This window comes from Pseudomonas sp. S30 (assembly GCF_016518545.1).
In the GTDB taxonomy this organism is placed as follows: domain Bacteria; phylum Pseudomonadota; class Gammaproteobacteria; order Pseudomonadales; family Pseudomonadaceae; genus Aquipseudomonas.
In genome coordinates, this window is the sequence record NZ_JACVTO010000001.1 from 503,126 (window position 1) to 518,969 (window position 15,844).

The following is a 15,844-nucleotide window of genomic DNA, read 5'->3' on the forward strand; positions in this document are numbered from 1 at the left end:
TGATGAGCCAACCCTTCGACGTCGCTGCATTGGCCGCGACCTACGCCAGCAAGTCCCCGCAGGACATCCTCAAGCTCGCCTTCGAGCACTTCGGTGACGACCTGTGGATCTCCTTCAGTGGGGCCGAGGACGTGGTGCTGGTGGACATGGCCTGGAAGCTGAACAAGCAGCTCAAGGTCTTCAGTCTCGACACCGGTCGCCTGCATCCGGAAACCTACCGTTTCATCGAGCAGGTGCGCGAGCAGTATGCGCTGCCAATCGAAATCCTCAGCCCCGACCGCGCCAAGCTCGACCCGTTCGTCAACGACAAGGGACTGTTCAGTTTCTACAAGGATGGTCACGCAGAATGCTGCGGCATCCGCAAGATCGAACCGCTTCGGCGCAAGCTGGCGGGCGTCAGCGCCTGGGCCACCGGTCAGCGACGCGATCAGAGTCCGGGGACCCGCAGTCAGGTGGCGGCCCTGGAAATCGACACGGCATTCTCGACCGCCGAGCGCACCCTGTACAAATTCAACCCCTTGGCACAGATGTCCAGCGAGGAAGTCTGGGGCTACATCCGCATGCTCGAGCTGCCCTACAACAGCCTCCACGAGCGCGGTTTCATCAGCATCGGCTGCGAGCCCTGCACCCGTCCTGTCCTGCCCAACCAGCATGAGCGCGAAGGCCGCTGGTGGTGGGAAGAGTCGACTCAGAAAGAATGTGGCCTGCACGCTGGCAACTTGATCAGCAAGGCCTGACGACCAGCACTCATTCCCAACGGCTAGCGGCGAGAAAGAGCAGAACGCGCACGCCCTGCCCTGTTCTTGCGGCTTCCGGCCCGGGCACCGTGAATGCCATCGTCAGTGGACAGGCAGTTCCACGCCCTCGAACAGGGCCTCGAGTTCCTGCTTGTTATGGCACTGTATGGCCTTGGCCATCACTTCACGCGTCAGGTGCGGCGCGAACTTCTCGATGAAATCGCACATGAAGCCGCGCAGGAAGGTGCCTCGGCGGAAGCCGATCTTGGTGATGCTGGCTTCGAACAGCTCGCTGGCGTCCAGGCACACCAGGTCGCTGTCAAGCTTCGAGTCGACGGCCATCTTCGCCACGATGCCCACACCCAGTCCCAGACGCACGTAGGTCTTGATCACGTCGGCGTCGGCTGCGGTGAACACCACCTTCGGCGTCAGGCCGCGATGGTTGAACGCTTCGTCCAGCTTCGAGCGGCCGGTGAATCCGAACACGTAGGTGACGATCGGGTATTCGGCGAGCGCTTCGAGGGTCAGCTTCGGCAGCTTGGTCAGCGGATGCCCCTGCGGTACCACGACGCAGCGATTCCACTTGTAGCACGGCATCATGATCAGGTCGCCGAACAACTCCAGCGCCTCGGTGGCGATGGCGAAATCGACCGTGCCATCGGCCGCCATTTCGGCGATCTGCATGGGCGAGCCTTGATGCATGTGCAGTGACACATCAGGGTATTGCTTGATGAAGGAGCTGATGACCGGCGGCAACGCGTAGCGCGCCTGAGTGTGGGTGGTCGCGATGGACAACGTACCCTTCTTCTCGTTGGAGAACTCCTGGGCGATCTGCTTGATGCTCTCGACCTTGCGCAGGATTTCACCGGCGGTGGTGATGATACGCTCGCCCGCCGGGGTCACGCGGGTGAGGTGCTTGCCGCTGCGGGCGAAGACTTCGACGCCGAGCTCGTCCTCGAGCAGGCGGATCTGCTTGCTGATTCCGGGCTGGGACGTGTACAGGCTCTGTGCAGTCGCGGAGACGTTGAGGTCGTGGTGCGCCACTTCCCAGATGTAGCGCAGTTGTTGAAGCTTCATAGGTTTCCCTCGGATCAGCGGTAGGTCACCGGCTGCTGGCAGCGACGAGTTATAACTATATTAGCGGTCAGACGAATAAATCTAGAACAATTTTGTTACGTCTGACGGAAATAACCTACCGTCTATTTCAGCTTTTCCTACGACCTAAGTGCTGAGCCAATGGCACCATGTAAACCGGCACCGGCGACAGTTGCAGCAGGCGCATGGCGGTCCGACCCACCGGCACATCGACGCCCGCCCCCTCGGCGTGGCTGCCGAAAATCAGCAGATCCACGGCCAGACGCTGGGCCTGCTCGAGAATGACCTGGGACGGGTCACCCTGGCGCACACGCACTGCCTTGATGACTGCCAGATCGGCATCTTCGCCGAGGTCATCGCGGAAGTTCTCCAGCATCCGCTGCTCGATGTTCGCCATCACCGTGCCGACACCCTGGGCATGCAGCCGCTCCAGGGTCTGCTCGTCCAGGTAGCTCTGCAGCAGTGACTCGGCGAACTGCCCCATCGGCTCGACTGCATGGATGACGTACAGCTGCGCGTGAAACGTTCGAGCCAGGGCCAAGGCATGCTGCATGACGAAAGGCGCGTAGACGCCAAGATCGGTGGCATACAGCATGGATCGGATCATACGGCCTCCTCGACTGCCCGGGGCGGAGCAAGATTCAGCTTAGCAGCGCCTCGCCGTGACGCCTCGCCTTCGTCAGAATGCGACGCGGATCGATCATTGCAGGCGATTGCGCTGGTCGATGAACAGCAATGCCTGGTACAGCGCTTCGATTTTCGGCAAGTGGCAACCCGCTCGCTGCGCCCGGGCCAGCGGCTCGGCATAGATCGCCTGCAACTCCAGGGGCCGACGGTGGACATGGTCGTGGTGCATACTGGGCCAGTAGTCGGGCATCTGGTCGGTGACGCGCAACAGATGATCGGCGCAATCGGCTGGCAGCACCAGGCCACAGGCTTGCGCGCCGAGGATCACCTCGTCCATCAAGTCGCGAATCAGCGCACGGCTGGCGGGATCCTTCATCAGCGCACGCGTGCTGGCCTGCAACAGGACCGAGAGCCCGTTGTACGGCACGTTCCAGACCAGTTTCTGCCAACGCGCCTGCGCGACATCCTCCATGGGCTGCGAGTCGATGCCTGCCGCATTGAACAGCGCGGCCCCCTCGGCGGCGATCACCTGTGCAGCGCTGCCCGGCGGACCACTGTGGTAACCCAGGTTGATCAAGCCCAGCGCTTGATGGCGGATCACCCCCGGTGCTTGCCGATTGACGCAGATGAAACATAGCCCGCCCAGCAGGTGCAGGTCGTCGCGCAGCGCCAGACGCAGCTGCTCTTCGACCCCCAGGCCGTTCTGCAGCAGTACCACCCGCGCACCCGGCGCGGCCGCCTGGCGTATCAGGGGCGCCAGCTCGGTGTTGTGGGTCGCCTTGGTGCCGATCAGCAACCAGTCGCACGGCGGCATGTCGCTGATACAGGCATAAGCCCTGACCTGCTGGTGAAGCAGGCCATGCACGGCGCTTTCGATGCGCAGCCCATGATCACGCACCGCCTCGTATTCGCTTCGCAGCAGAAAATGCACCTCGAACCCGGCACGAGCCAGCATCGATCCGTAGAAGCCACCGATTGCACCGCTGCCGATGACGCCGATGCGTGTAGCGCGGGAAACCATCTCGCTCTCCTGTGTGAAATGACGCCTGGTCGCGATAGCGGTAAAGCGCTGACCCTTTGCATCCATACAACTATACCCTGGGCTTGCGATGGCTGATGGCTGATGGCTGATGGCTGTACGGCAGGTTAATCGGCGTTGGCAGGTTCCTGCCCATTGTCGCGCCCGAAGTAACGCGCTAAGGTTCGGCTCCCCCGCTGCGAACAATCTGCTGCTGGGCCGCACGGGGTTAGCTGGCGGCCGGCACCCGTGACCTGACGAGTAACACGATGGCTGATTTACCGATCGACGACCTCAACGTTGCCTCCAACGAGACCCTGATCACCCCTGATCAGCTGAAAAAAGAGGTCCCCCTCAGTGGCAAGGCCCTGCAAACGGTGACCGCTGGCCGCGAAGTGGTGCGCAATATTCTCGACGGCAAGGATCATCGCCTGTTCGTCGTCATCGGCCCCTGCTCCATCCATGACATCAAGGCGGCCCATGAATATGCCGAGCGCCTCAAAGTGCTCGCCGAAGAAGTGTCCGACACACTGTATCTGGTCATGCGGGTGTATTTCGAGAAGCCTCGGACCACTGTGGGCTGGAAAGGCCTGATCAACGACCCCTACCTGGACGACTCGTTCAAGATCCAGGACGGGCTGCATATCGGGCGCAAGCTGCTGCTGGATCTCGCCGAAATGGGCCTGCCGACGGCAACCGAGGCCCTCGATCCGATTTCGCCGCAGTACTTGCAGGATCTGATCAGCTGGTCGGCCATCGGTGCGCGCACCACCGAGTCCCAGACTCACCGGGAAATGGCCTCGGGCCTGTCTTCAGCGGTGGGCTTCAAGAACGGCACCGACGGCGGCTTGACGGTGGCGATCAATGCTCTGCAATCGGTCTCCAAACCCCACCGCTTCCTGGGCATCAACCAGGAAGGCGGCGTGTCGATCGTCACCACCAAGGGCAACGCCTACGGCCATGTGGTGCTGCGCGGCGGCAACGGCAAGCCCAACTACGATTCGGTCAGCGTCGCGCTGTGCGAACAGGATCTGGCCAAGGCCAGGATCAAGGCCAACATCATGGTCGATTGCAGCCACGCGAACTCCAACAAGGACCCTGCCCTGCAACCGCTGGTCATGGACAACGTCGCCAACCAGATTCTGGAAGGCAATCAGTCGATCATCGGCCTGATGGTGGAGAGTCACCTGAACTGGGGTTGCCAGGCCATTCCAAAGAACCTCGACGATTTGCAGTATGGCGTGTCGGTGACCGACGCCTGCATCGACTGGGCCGCCACCGAGAAAAGCCTGCGCAGCATGCACGCGAAACTCAAGGATGTACTGCCTGGTCGCCAGCGCAGCTGATCCTTCACCGAGCAGCAATGAAAACGCCGGGCAATTGCCCGGCGTTTTCATTGCTGCCTGACGATCAAACCTGACCGGAGCGACGCTGCTGGCGCTCGATGTAGCGCTCCACATACGAACAGGACGGAATCACCGTGTAACCCATCTGCTCAGCGTACTGCAGGGCCTTCTTGGTCAGTTCGGCAGCAATGCCTCGGCCGCGCAAGGCATTGGGGACGAAGGTACGGTAGATATCCAAGGTCTGCTTGCCCAGGTCCATGTAAGTGAGATAGGCACGATGACCGTCCACATTGGTCTCGAACTGATGACCGGCCTGGTCATGGTGGATGGTCATTTCACTCATCTCTACTCCTCGCAGGTCTTATGGCAGACCTTGGCCTTGACCGATGGTTTCTCCGGCGCTACTCACTCAACGCCACCCATGCCACTTCGACCGCCACTCTCTGTGAAACGTTCGACGCCAGGCACAGTCGTCATGGTAGGCCTGAGTGGACTGATTGCTCAAGCAGCGGCGCACCATAAACCTGGCCAGTAACGCCAGCTCGCGCTGGGCGCCCACCGCATAAATGCTCATTCATGACCACAGACCCTAGTGGCCTTATTGCATCTTGTGGATTAGACGCGGGCTGACCATCGAAGTCACTCTTAGTTCAACGAAAAGTTTCCCACGCAAGCAGGGAAACGATTGACTGGCAAGTCCGTACAGTTCCTCTGCACAGCCTGTGCTCCGTGGCTTCTGGCAACATTTTTTTTGAGCTTCTTGCGCTCTGTCAGTTTACTTACTACAAGTAATGGGTAGTATGTACGCCGGCCAGTTTCTCTTTTCCGAGAGATGGCTACTTAATAGAAAGTCCTTGAAGGGGAACACGATGAACAACGTTCTGAAATTCTCTGCTCTGGCTCTGGCCGCCGTTCTGGCTACCGGTTGCAGCAGCGTATCCAAAGAAACCGAAGCTCGCTTGACTGCGACTGAAGACGCAGCCGCTCGCGCCCAGGCTCGTGCAGACGAAGCCTACCGCAAGGCTGACGATGCACTGGCAGCCGCTCAGAAAGCTCAGCAAACCGCTGACGAAGCCAATGAGCGCGCTCTGCGTATGCTGGACAAAGCCAGCCGCAAGTAATAGTCCTCACGGATTATTGAGAAGCCGACCCCTGTTTGGGTCGGCTTTTTTATTGTCCGCCCCCGCCTCGAGAGACCTGGGCCATGGCGTTCGTACGCCACCGCACCGAGGGGCCCCAGGGGCCGTCAGTGCGGCCCGGATCACCCTTGATCGCTTACTGAAGCTCGGGTGGGATCTCGGAAACTGTCGACCCGCTGGCTTGTTGGGTTAGAGGAACGGCGATCTCCACGGGAATACCGTCTTCAGCGGCAACCACATCGCGAACCATGTCCCAATTCATGCGCAGGTTGTTGGCCAGGTCTTCGCGCTTGAGCAGGGCGTTGATCACTGCGGTGTGCTTGTCCACCACCGAAGGGTTGCCCTGGTCGTCCAGCGGGGTATGCGCCTCCAGGTACACCTTGCCGCCGCTCACGCCGAATTTGTAGGGCTCGTTGATGATCCGAACCGGCGTACCGACGGGTACGATCTCGGAAAGAGCCACCACGTTGTTGTTCAGCATGCGGAAGCAACCATGGCTGGTACGCATGCCGATGCCGAACTTCTTGTTCGAACCGTGGATCAGGTAGCCCGGCAGGCCCAGCGTGAACTTGAACGGACCCAGCGGGTTGTCCGGGCCGGCTGGCACCACGGCAGGCAGGATGTCGCCGTCAGCGGCGTGCTCGGCGCGGATCGAGGCCGGCGGCGTCCAGGTCGGGTTGGGGGTCTTGGCGGTGACCTTGGTGTTGGCCACTGGCGAACCCCAGCCTTCGCGCCCGATACCCAGCGGGTAGGTGTACACCACGCTCTCCCCTTTCGGGTAATAGTACAGGCGGTACTCGGCCAGGTTGATGACGATACCCTCGCGCGGCCCCGGAGGCAGGATGTAGCGCGTGGGCAGGATGATCTCCGTACCGGCGCCCGGCAGCCAGGGATCCACGCCCGGATTGGCAGCGATCATTTCCAGGTAGCCCAGGTCGTTGGCGGTACCAATGTCCGCGAAGGTGTCTTCGTACTTGGCCTTGAGGGTCCGCACCTGACCCACCACGTCGTCTCCGGGCGGTGGCAGGGGCAGCTCCAGCGCGACGGCGGGACCGGTCATCAGCAGGGTGGCCAGGGACAGGCAACGGGTGACGGCGGTAAGGCGCGGCAGCATCCGGTAAATCCTTCGACAGAGGGTTCGTGAGGCTCGATTGTACACCCGGCATCCTCCTAGCGGGAGGCACGGCCGGGGTGGGCAAGGATTACAAATGATGAAAAATGGGCTCAGAGCTGCGGCCAGACGGGGCGCGTGCCTCGTCGCTGGGCATCCAGGATCGCCCTGCACAGGGGGCAGAGGCGCTCGTCTCGATACACGCCACGCTCCACCGACGACCAGCGCGGCTGCGCGGGCAGCAGCCCCCCGCACAGCGTGCGATCCACCGGAGCGCCCAATTCGAGCTGGCGTGCCGCCAGATGGATACGCACTTGCTGGCAGGCGAACAGATCGAGCTGTTCGTCCGGCTCGATCGATTGATAGGCGTAAAGGGACCAGGCGGGGCGCGGCATTGGTGGCACTCGAAACGGGGGGCGCAACCTTAGCCGAAAGCGATGGACGTTGAAAGCGTCACAGCGAGGCTTCGATGGTCGGCCAGGCATTGTCGAGCAGACGCTGCTGAGCGCCCTGGGCCGGATGGATGCCGTCGGCCTGCATCAGCTCCGGCACGCCGCCCACCCCTTCGAGAAAGAAGGGCACCAAAGGCACGTTGCGATCTCTGGAAAGGGTTTGGTAGACCTGGGCGAAGGCCGTGGTGTAACGCACGCCGTAATTGGGTGGCAGGCGCATGCCCAGCAGTACCACCTTGGCACCGGCAGCCTGGGAGCGCTCGATCATCGAAGCAAGATTTTGTTGCAATTGCCCAGGCGGTTGACCTCGCAGCCCGTCGTTACCCCCCAGCTCGAGCACCACGAGGTCCGGCGTATGCGCTGCAAGCAGCGCCGGCAGCCGCGCCTGGCCTCCCGCACTGGTATCGCCACTGATCGAGGCGTTGACCACCTGGTCGTCAAAACCCTTCTCGCGCAGGCGTTGCTGCAGGAGCGCTACCCAGCCCTGGCGGGTATCCAGGCCAAAACCGGCGCTGATACTATCACCCACGATCAGTACGGTACCCGCCACGGCGCTCTGGGCCATGAAAAACAGCACCAGACCGGCACTCAACCACGTCATTCGCATCGGATTTCTCCATGGTTCCCAGCATTCTCGTTGCGCAGCACCTTAGCAAAGTGGTCACCAGCGAGGAAGGCGAGCTGACCATCCTCCATCCGCTGACCCTGGATCTGGGCCGCGGCGACAGCCTGGCCATCGTCGGCGCCTCCGGCTCCGGCAAGTCGACGCTGCTCGGATTGCTCGCCGGCCTCGACCGCCCCAGCGGTGGCAACGTGCTGCTCGCCGGCGCGGATCTGGGGGCGCTGGACGAGGACCAGCGTGCGCAGGTTCGCGCCGAGCACGTGGGCTTCGTGTTTCAGTCTTTCCAGTTGCTCGACAGTCTCAACGCCCTGGAAAACGTGATGCTACCTCTGGAACTGGAAGGTCGTCGCGATGCTCGGGAACAGGCGCGGGCATTGCTCGAGCGTGTCGGCCTGGGCCAGCGCTTGAGCCACACCCCGCGCCAGCTTTCAGGCGGTGAACAGCAGCGCGTGGCGCTCGCCAGGGCCTTTGCCGCACAGCCCTCGGTGCTGTTCGCCGACGAACCCACTGGCAACCTTGACAGCCAGACCGGAGCACGCATCAGCGACCTGTTGTTCGAACTGAACCGCGAACGCGGCACCACGCTGGTGCTGGTCACCCATGACGAGCGCCTCGCACAGCGTTGCCGGCGCCAGATCCGCCTGGATGCGGGTCGCGTCGTCGCGGCCCAGGAGGCCTGATGAAGCGTCTGCCGTTTGCACGCCTGTTTACCCTGGCGCTGCGCCAGCTGCTGCGCGATGCCCGCGCTGGCGAAGTGCGCGTGCTGTTCCTCGCGGTGCTGGTAGCGGTGGCCTCGAGCACCGCCATCGGCTACTTCGGCGCCCGTCTCAATGGTGCCATGCACCTGCGGGCCAGCGAGTTCCTGGCGGCCGACCTGGTACTGCAAGGTTCCTCGCCTGCACGCGCCGAGCAGATCGAGGCCGGGACTGCACGGGGACTGGCCCACGCCCGGGTGGTGGAGTTCAGCAGTGTGGTGGCCGCCGATGCCGGGATCCAGCTGTCGAGCATCAAGGCCGTGGACGGTGCGTACCCGCTGCGCGGGGAGTTGCGCAGCAAGGCCACCCTCGACGAGGTCGACAGCCCGGGTGGCCAGCCCGCCCCTGGCGAGGCATGGGTGGAGGGTCGACTGCTGGCGGCGCTGGACCTGTCGCTGGGCGACAGCATCGATGTAGGTAGGCAGACGTTGCGCATGACGCGCGTGCTGACCTATGAGCCAGACCGCGGCGGCAGCTTCTACAGCCTGACCCCGCGCGTATTGATCAACAGCGACGACCTGCAAGCCACGGGGGTGATCCAGCCGGGCAGTCGCGTCACCTACCGGGATCTGTGGCGGGGCGACACCGACGCGCTGGCCAGCTATCGCCAGGCTATCGAGCCGCATCTGGCGGCCAATCAGCGACTGCTCGATACCCGTGACGGCAATCGCCAGATCGGCGGAGCCTTGGGTCGTGCCGAACGCTACCTGAACCTGGCCAGCCTGGTGGCCGTGCTGCTGGCGGGCGTGGCCGTGGCACTCTCGGCCAGCCGCTACGCGGCCCGCCGCCTGGACGCCAGCGCACTGCTGCGCTGCCTGGGCCTGTCGCGCCGGCAAGCGCTGGGCCTGTACGCGCTGCAACTGGCGATGCTCGGGATGCTGGCCGCGCTGATGGGGGCCCTGGTGGGCTGGCTGGCACAATTGGGCCTGTTCGGCCTGTTGCAAGGCTTGCTGCCGAGCACGGTGCCGCCCGGAGGGCTCGCACCGGCGCTGGCGGGCATCGCCACCGGACTGGTCGCCCTGGCCGGGTTCGCCCTGCCGCCGCTGGCGGCACTGGGTCGCGTACCTCCCTTGCGTGTGCTGCGTCGCGACCTGATGCCCACGCCGCCTGGCAGTTGGCTGGTCTACGGCGCCGCGTTGCTCGCGCTTGGTCTGATCATGTGGCGCCTGAGCCTGGACCTGCTGCTCACGTTCGCGCTGCTTGGCGCAGGCCTGGTTGCCGCAAGCGTGTTCGGCGGCTTGCTGTTGTTCGGGCTGCGCAGCCTGCGCCGCTCACTGGCCCGCGCTCCCCTGCCCTGGCGGCTGGGCCTGGGCCAACTGCTGCGCCGCCCGGTAGCCGCGGCCGGGCAGGCCCTGGCGTTTGGCCTGATACTCATGGCCATGGCGCTGGTCGCGCTGCTGCGTGGCGAGCTGCTGGACAACTGGCAGGCCCAGTTGCCCAAGGATGCGCCCAACCATTTCGCCCTGAATATCCTGCCGGCAGACCGTGAGTCCTTTGCCCAGCGCCTGAGCGAACTCGGTGCCACGTCGGCACCGCTGTATCCGGTGATGCCAGGTCGGCTCACGCAGATCAACGGGCAGCCGGTACAGGAACGGGTCAGCAAGGAGTCTGCCGGAGAGCGGGCAGTGCAGCGCGACCTGAGCCTCACCTGGTCCGCCGAACTGCCTCAGGGCAACAGCCTCACGGCAGGCACCTGGTGGCAAGCGAGCCCGGCCGACGGGGGCCCCGTCGCGGTATCGGTGGAGGCGGAGCTGGCCGCGAGCCTCGGCGTCGGACTCGACGACGTGCTCACCTTCGACATCGCCGGAGAACAACATCAGGCTCGGATCAGCAGTCTGCGCAGCGTTCATTGGGACAGCCTGCAACCTAACTTCTACATGATCTTCCAGCCGGGCACACTGCAAGGATTGCCGAGCACTTACCTGACCAGCTTCTATCTTGCACCAGGACACGATCGTGACACGGTCGGACTGTCCCGTGCCTTTCCCGCCGTGACCATTCTTCAGGTCGACGCCTTGCTCGAGCAGTTGCGCAGCATCCTCGCCCAGGTGACGCTGGCCGTGGAATATGTGTTGTTGTTCGTCCTGGCCGCAGGCGTCACGGTGCTGTTCGCCGGATTGCAGTCGACCCTGGACGAACGCATCCGACAAGGCGCGCTGTTACGCGCGCTGGGTGCCCGACGCGCATTGCTGATCAAGACCCGCCGCATCGAATTCGGCTTGCTTGGCGCTGCCAGCGGGCTGTTGGCGGCGCTGGGATGCGAGCTGGTCACCTGGGCGCTGTATCGCTACGCGTTCGCGCTCGCCTGGGCTCCGCACCCCTGGCTGCTGGCGCTACCGGTGATAGGCGCTGTGCTGGTAGGCGGCGCGGCCGTATTCGGTACGCGACGGGCACTGGACTCCTCGCCACTAAGCGTTCTGCGCATGCCCTGAAGCCGATCCCTTCAATGAAAATCCCGGCTTCTGACTTCGAGTCCCTCCAGCAGACCACTGAAATCCTCGAGGCGTTTGGCGAGCAGGTGCCGAACGCCCTTTTCCCGCTCCAGCCGCCCGCGCACCCTCATCAACCGGGCACCCACCAACACGGCTCGCTGGCGCTCGGCGAGTGAGCGCCAGACCACCACATTGAGCAGGCCATGCTCGTCCTCCAAAGTGACGAACGTCACCCCGCTGGCCGTCTGCGGACGCTGACGGCCCACCACGATACCGGCCACGGTGGTTTCGTCACCGTGCTCCAGCACTTCCAGTTCCGCCGAGCTGCGACACCCCAAGGCTCTGAGCCGCGCGCGCAGCAGGCTCAACGGGTGCGGACCCAGGGTCGTGCCAAGCGTTGCATAGTCGGCGAAGACATCCTCGGCCACGGTAGGCGCAGGTAGCGTCACCGCCACCTCGGCTTCGCGCCCCAGAGCTGCGAACAGTGGCAGTTGCGTCTGCACTGCCGCCACTTGCCAACGCGCTTGATGCCGATCCCGGGCCAGACCCCGCAGCGCCCCGGCATCGGCCAATCGGGCCCTGGCACGGCTGTCCAGGCCAGCCCGCAGACACAGATCCTCGACATCGCTCCAGGCACGGTACTCACGCGCCTGCTCGACTCGGCGGGCATCTGCCTCGTTGAAGCCCTGGATCTGTCGCAACCCCAAGCGGATGGCCAGTGTGCCGTCGGACCTGGACTCCAGCGTGCAGTCCCAGACGCTGTGGAAGACATCCACCGGGCGCACCTCGATCCCTTGGCGACGGGCGTGCTGCAACAACTGGTCGGGACTGTAGAAGCCCATGGGCCAGCTATTGACCAGGGCACAGGTGAAGATCGCCGGCTCATGGCATTTGAGCCAACTGCTGGCATAACACAACAAGGCGAAACTGGCGGCGTGGGACTCCGGAAAGCCGTAGCTGCCAAAGCCCTTGATCTGCTCGAAGATACGCTCGGCGAACGCCACTTCGTAGCCGTTGCGCAACATGCCTTCGAGCAGACGTACACGATGCGGCTCCAGGCCTCCATGGCGTTTCCAGGCTGCCATGCTGCGCCGTAGCTGGTCAGCCTCGCCGGGTGTGTAGTCGGCAGCGACCATGGCGAGCTCCATCACCTGCTCCTGGAACAGTGGCACGCCCAAGGTACGTTTGAACACCGCCTCGAGTTTTTCCGAGGGATAGCTGATCGGCTCGATGCCCAGGCGCCGGCGCAGGTAGGGGTGGACCATGTCACCCTGGATCGGGCCGGGCCGCACGATGGCCACCTCGATCACCAGGTCGTAGAAGGTCCGCGGCTGCAAGCGGGGCAGCATCGCCATCTGCGCCCGCGATTCGATCTGGAAGACGCCCATGGTATCGGCGCGGCTGATCATCTCGTAGGTGTCCGGATCTTCCTGGGGGATGCTGGCCAGGGTGAGCTCGCGACCGCGATGCTGCCTGAGCAGATCGAAACAGCGGCGCAGGGCGCTGAGCATACCCAGGGCGAGCACATCGACCTTGAGCAGGCCGACCATGTCCAGGTCGTCCTTGTCCCACTGGATCACCGTGCGCTCGGGCATGGCCGCGTTCTCCACCGGCACCAGCCGGTCGAGCGGCTGTTCGCTGATCACGAACCCACCGGGATGCTGGGACAGGTGTCGAGGAAAGCCGATCAGCTCGCCTGCCAGCACGAGGATACGTCGCAGTTCTGGGCTCTGCGCCTCGAAACCCGCCTCCGCCAGCCGCGACGCATCGGGAATGCGGTCGCTCCAGCGCCCACAGCACTGGGCCAGAGCATCGATCTGATCGGCCGGCAGGCCCAGCACTCGCGCCACGTCGCGCACCGCGCCGGCAGCGTGGTAGGTACTGACCACTGCGGTGAGTGCGGCGCGGTGCCGCCCATAGCGGCGGAACACGTACTGGATGACCTCCTCGCGGCGGTCATGCTCGAAATCCACGTCGATATCCGGCGGCTCGTTACGCTCACGGGACAGGAAGCGCTCGAACAACAGGTGATGGCGAAGCGGATCGAGCTCGGTGATGCCGAGCACGAAGCACACCACCGAGTTGGCCGCCGAGCCTCGCCCCTGGCACAGAATGCCTTGGCGACGGGCAAAATCGACGATGTCGTGGACGGTGAGGAAGTAGCTTTCGTAGGCCAGTTCCTGAATCAGGGACAGTTCGCGCTCCAGTGCCAGATGGACCTGTTCACCGGCACCCTGCGGCCAGCGCCCAGGCACACCCTGATGGCACAGGTGACGCAACCAACTGGCCGGCGTATGCCCTTCGGGAACCAGTTCGCGGGGATACTGGTACTTGAGCTCGCTCAGTTCGAAGCGACAGCGCCGGGAGATGGTCAGGGTTTCTGCCAGCAACGGCGCGCGGTACAGTTCGGCCAGTTGCTCGCGGCTGCGCAAATGGCGCTCGCCATTGGCGTATAGATGACCACCGGCCTCGGCGACGGTGCAATGATTGCGGATGGCGGTCATGCAGTCCTGAAGCGCACGGCGCCCGCGCACATGCATGTGCACGTCGCCACAGGCTACCAAAGGCAGATGCAGGTCCTTGGCCAGCAGCGTGAGGCGGTGCAGGCGCTGCTGGTCGTCAGGGCCGCGGTGAAGGTGCACCGCCAGCCACAGGCGCCCCTCGAACAAGGTCTGCAACCAGTCGCAATCAACCGGCTCGTCGCCGTCCTCGGCGACCCACAGGGCCAGCAAACCTTCGGCGTGGGTCTGGACGTCCTCGCGCAGCAACCGGTAATCGCCCTTTTCGGCCCGGCGCCGGGCCTGCGTGATCAGCGCGCAGAGGCTTTGATACCCGCGCAGGCATTCGACCAACAGCACCAGGCGAGGACCGTCCTGCACCTGAACCTCACTGCCGACGATCAACCGCACCCCATGCGCCTGGGCCGCCTGCCAGGCCCTTACGATCCCCGCCAGGGTGCATTCGTCGGTGATCGCCAAAGCCTGGTAGCCCTGTTCACGGGCCCGACGAAACAACTCGTCAGCACTCGAGGCCCCACGCTGGAAACTGAAGTTGGACAGGCAATGCAGCTCGGCATAGTCGGGCGCGCTCATGCGAACCACCCGTGCAGCCACAAGTGTCCGGGCTCGGCCAGGTCGCGGTAGGCCCAACCGCGCAGGCCCTCGCGGGTTTCGATGCGGTAGTAGTCACGGCGCACATCACCCCCGTCCCACCAGCCCGACTCGATTCGCTCGGCCTGCCCCAGCCAGTGCAGCCCGCCCTCGGGCAGGGCCTGGGGTTGGGCCAGCAGCCAGCCGGGGCGGCTGCCCGGCAGCACTGGCAGAGGGGTTGCCGCACGGCGTTCCTCGGCTAGCCAGGCCTGCTCAGGTCGATGATCGGCCACCGCGTATAGCCCCGTGACCGAGCCCTCGCCCAAGCGCGCACGCAACCGCTCGCGCAGTTGCTCCCAGGGCTGGGCCTGCTGCGCGCGAGGATCGAACAGCGCGCGGTGTTGCGGGACGAAGGGCGGCAGGTCGTCGGCCAGCAGTCGCAGGTTACGCACCGGCGCAGGAATACGCAGGGGCTCCAGGCGCCCACGGGCAAGCTCGAACAGCAGGGCGGCCTCACGCTCGGCCGCCAGCAGGCCGACCCTGAGCACCGTGTCGGCCACCTCCACGTGCTCCAGGTGGAGCTCGAAGCTTTGCACACCACAATCGCGCCCGGCCAGAAACGCCGCGAGGTCGTTGATCAGGCGACGCAGTGGAAATAGCAGCGCCTGATGCGATTGCACATCGAAATTGAGCTCCAGGCGCGACTCGAAACGGTCGGGGGGCTGGTAGAAGTCCAGGCCCTGACTGCGCAGGCCAAGCAATCGATCCACATGCAACTGCACAGTGGCCGGGAAACGTCGGGCCAGGGTATCGCGGGGCAAGGCGAGCATTTCGCCGAGCCTGCGCAGCCCCATGCGCGCCAACGCCTGCGCCGCCTCGACGGGCAGGCCGATGCGATCCAGCGGCATGTTCGCCAGCAGTTCGCGGGTCTGCTCGGGACAGGTCGAAGCCAGACCATCATGGCCATTGGCGAGCATGCGGGCAGCCACTGGGTTGCTCGCCAGCACGATGCGGTGACGCAGTCCCAGGGCTTTGAGCTCTTCACGCAAACGCGCTTCGAAGCGTGGCCAGGGACCGAACAGTTGCAGGCTCGAACCGACTTCCAGCAACACCGCACGGGGATAGTGCAGGCTCACCTGAGCGCTGAAGCGATAGGCCCAGGCAGCGAGCAACTGCTCAACCTGCTCGATGCGCGCCGCTTCGACTTCCACACAGGTGAAGCCCTCGGCCAAGGCCCGTGCAGCCGTGAGGGTCTGCCCCGCGCGCAGACCCAACTGCGCCGCGGCGGCATTGACGGCCTGCAGCACTCGGCGCTGTGCAGGGCCGGACAGTACCACCAGGGGCGAATCGGCATCGTCCCGACCCCGCAACACGGTGTCCAGCGCCAGTTGCGGCAGCAGGATGCAGGCCCAGAGCATGTG

At 64.3% G+C, this 15,844-nt stretch carries 14 protein-coding genes; 5 read left to right on the plus strand and 9 right to left on the minus strand.

The window, feature by feature from the left end:
- Positions 1-2 precede the first annotated feature (2 nt).
- On the plus strand, positions 3-737 hold the full coding sequence (locus tag IAE34_RS02315) for a phosphoadenylyl-sulfate reductase (protein ID WP_200137229.1): 735 nt from the start codon (positions 3-5) through the stop codon (positions 735-737).
- Between the two features lie 102 nt (positions 738-839).
- Here IAE34_RS02315 and cysB read toward each other — a convergent pair whose 3' ends face one another.
- The 3 genes from cysB to IAE34_RS02330 all read right to left on the minus strand — a co-directional run bounded on the left by cysB (position 840) and on the right by IAE34_RS02330 (position 3,480).
- Complete coding sequence (cysB, locus tag IAE34_RS02320) at positions 840-1,814, minus strand: HTH-type transcriptional regulator CysB (protein ID WP_200137230.1); 975 nt, start codon at positions 1,812-1,814, stop codon at positions 840-842.
- A gap of 127 nt (positions 1,815-1,941) precedes the next feature.
- Positions 1,942-2,439 (minus strand): universal stress protein, encoded by a 498-nt coding sequence (locus IAE34_RS02325; protein ID WP_200137231.1) that lies wholly within the window; start codon positions 2,437-2,439, stop codon positions 1,942-1,944.
- A gap of 93 nt (positions 2,440-2,532) precedes the next feature.
- The gene (locus IAE34_RS02330) at positions 2,533-3,480 is read right to left on the minus strand and encodes a putative 2-dehydropantoate 2-reductase (protein WP_200137232.1); all 948 of its coding nucleotides are present in this window, start codon (positions 3,478-3,480) and stop codon (positions 2,533-2,535) included.
- A gap of 266 nt (positions 3,481-3,746) precedes the next feature.
- Between IAE34_RS02330 and IAE34_RS02335 the strand changes: the two genes are divergently transcribed.
- Positions 3,747-4,823 (plus strand): 3-deoxy-7-phosphoheptulonate synthase, encoded by a 1,077-nt coding sequence (locus IAE34_RS02335; RefSeq protein WP_200137233.1) that lies wholly within the window; start codon positions 3,747-3,749, stop codon positions 4,821-4,823.
- Positions 4,824-4,887: 64 nt separating this feature from the next.
- On the opposite strand, the gene IAE34_RS02340 is transcribed toward IAE34_RS02335, so the two are convergent.
- The gene (locus tag IAE34_RS02340) at positions 4,888-5,166 is read right to left on the minus strand and encodes a GNAT family N-acetyltransferase (RefSeq protein ID WP_200137234.1); all 279 of its coding nucleotides are present in this window, start codon (positions 5,164-5,166) and stop codon (positions 4,888-4,890) included.
- A 526-nt stretch (positions 5,167-5,692) separates the two neighbouring features.
- Here IAE34_RS02340 and oprI point away from each other — a divergent pair.
- Positions 5,693-5,944 carry an outer membrane lipoprotei OprI gene (gene oprI, locus IAE34_RS02345; protein ID WP_003259780.1) on the plus strand — a complete coding sequence of 84 codons (252 nt, stop codon included), beginning with the start codon at positions 5,693-5,695 and terminating at the stop codon, positions 5,942-5,944.
- A 154-nt stretch (positions 5,945-6,098) separates the two neighbouring features.
- On the opposite strand, the gene IAE34_RS02350 is transcribed toward oprI, so the two are convergent.
- From IAE34_RS02350 to IAE34_RS02360, 3 genes are all read right to left on the minus strand, one after another.
- Positions 6,099-7,076 (minus strand): L,D-transpeptidase family protein, encoded by a 978-nt coding sequence (locus IAE34_RS02350; protein WP_200137235.1) that lies wholly within the window; start codon positions 7,074-7,076, stop codon positions 6,099-6,101.
- A 110-nt stretch (positions 7,077-7,186) separates the two neighbouring features.
- Positions 7,187-7,468, minus strand: a complete 282-nt coding sequence (locus tag IAE34_RS02355) for a hypothetical protein (protein ID WP_200137236.1) — start codon at positions 7,466-7,468, stop codon at positions 7,187-7,189.
- 58 nt (positions 7,469-7,526) lie between these two features.
- Complete coding sequence (locus IAE34_RS02360) at positions 7,527-8,132, minus strand: arylesterase (RefSeq protein ID WP_200137237.1); 606 nt, start codon at positions 8,130-8,132, stop codon at positions 7,527-7,529.
- Positions 8,133-8,143: 11 nt separating this feature from the next.
- Between IAE34_RS02360 and IAE34_RS02365 the strand changes: the two genes are divergently transcribed.
- The gene (locus IAE34_RS02365) at positions 8,144-8,827 is read left to right on the plus strand and encodes an ABC transporter ATP-binding protein (RefSeq protein WP_200137238.1); all 684 of its coding nucleotides are present in this window, start codon (positions 8,144-8,146) and stop codon (positions 8,825-8,827) included.
- Positions 8,827-11,334 (plus strand): ABC transporter permease, encoded by a 2,508-nt coding sequence (locus IAE34_RS02370; protein WP_200137239.1) that lies wholly within the window; start codon positions 8,827-8,829, stop codon positions 11,332-11,334. The genes IAE34_RS02365 and IAE34_RS02370 overlap by 1 nt, the downstream gene beginning before the upstream one ends.
- An 11-nt stretch (positions 11,335-11,345) precedes the next feature.
- On the opposite strand, the gene IAE34_RS02375 is transcribed toward IAE34_RS02370, so the two are convergent.
- Both IAE34_RS02375 and IAE34_RS02380 read right to left on the minus strand, forming a co-directional pair.
- A complete protein-coding gene (locus IAE34_RS02375; RefSeq protein WP_325100961.1) occupies positions 11,346-14,447 on the minus strand; it encodes an error-prone DNA polymerase in 3,102 nt (1,033 codons plus the stop codon).
- On the minus strand, positions 14,423-15,841 hold the full coding sequence (locus IAE34_RS02380) for a Y-family DNA polymerase (RefSeq protein ID WP_200137241.1): 1,419 nt from the start codon (positions 15,839-15,841) through the stop codon (positions 14,423-14,425). The genes IAE34_RS02375 and IAE34_RS02380 overlap by 25 nt, the downstream gene beginning before the upstream one ends.
- Positions 15,842-15,844: the final 3 nt, after the last annotated feature.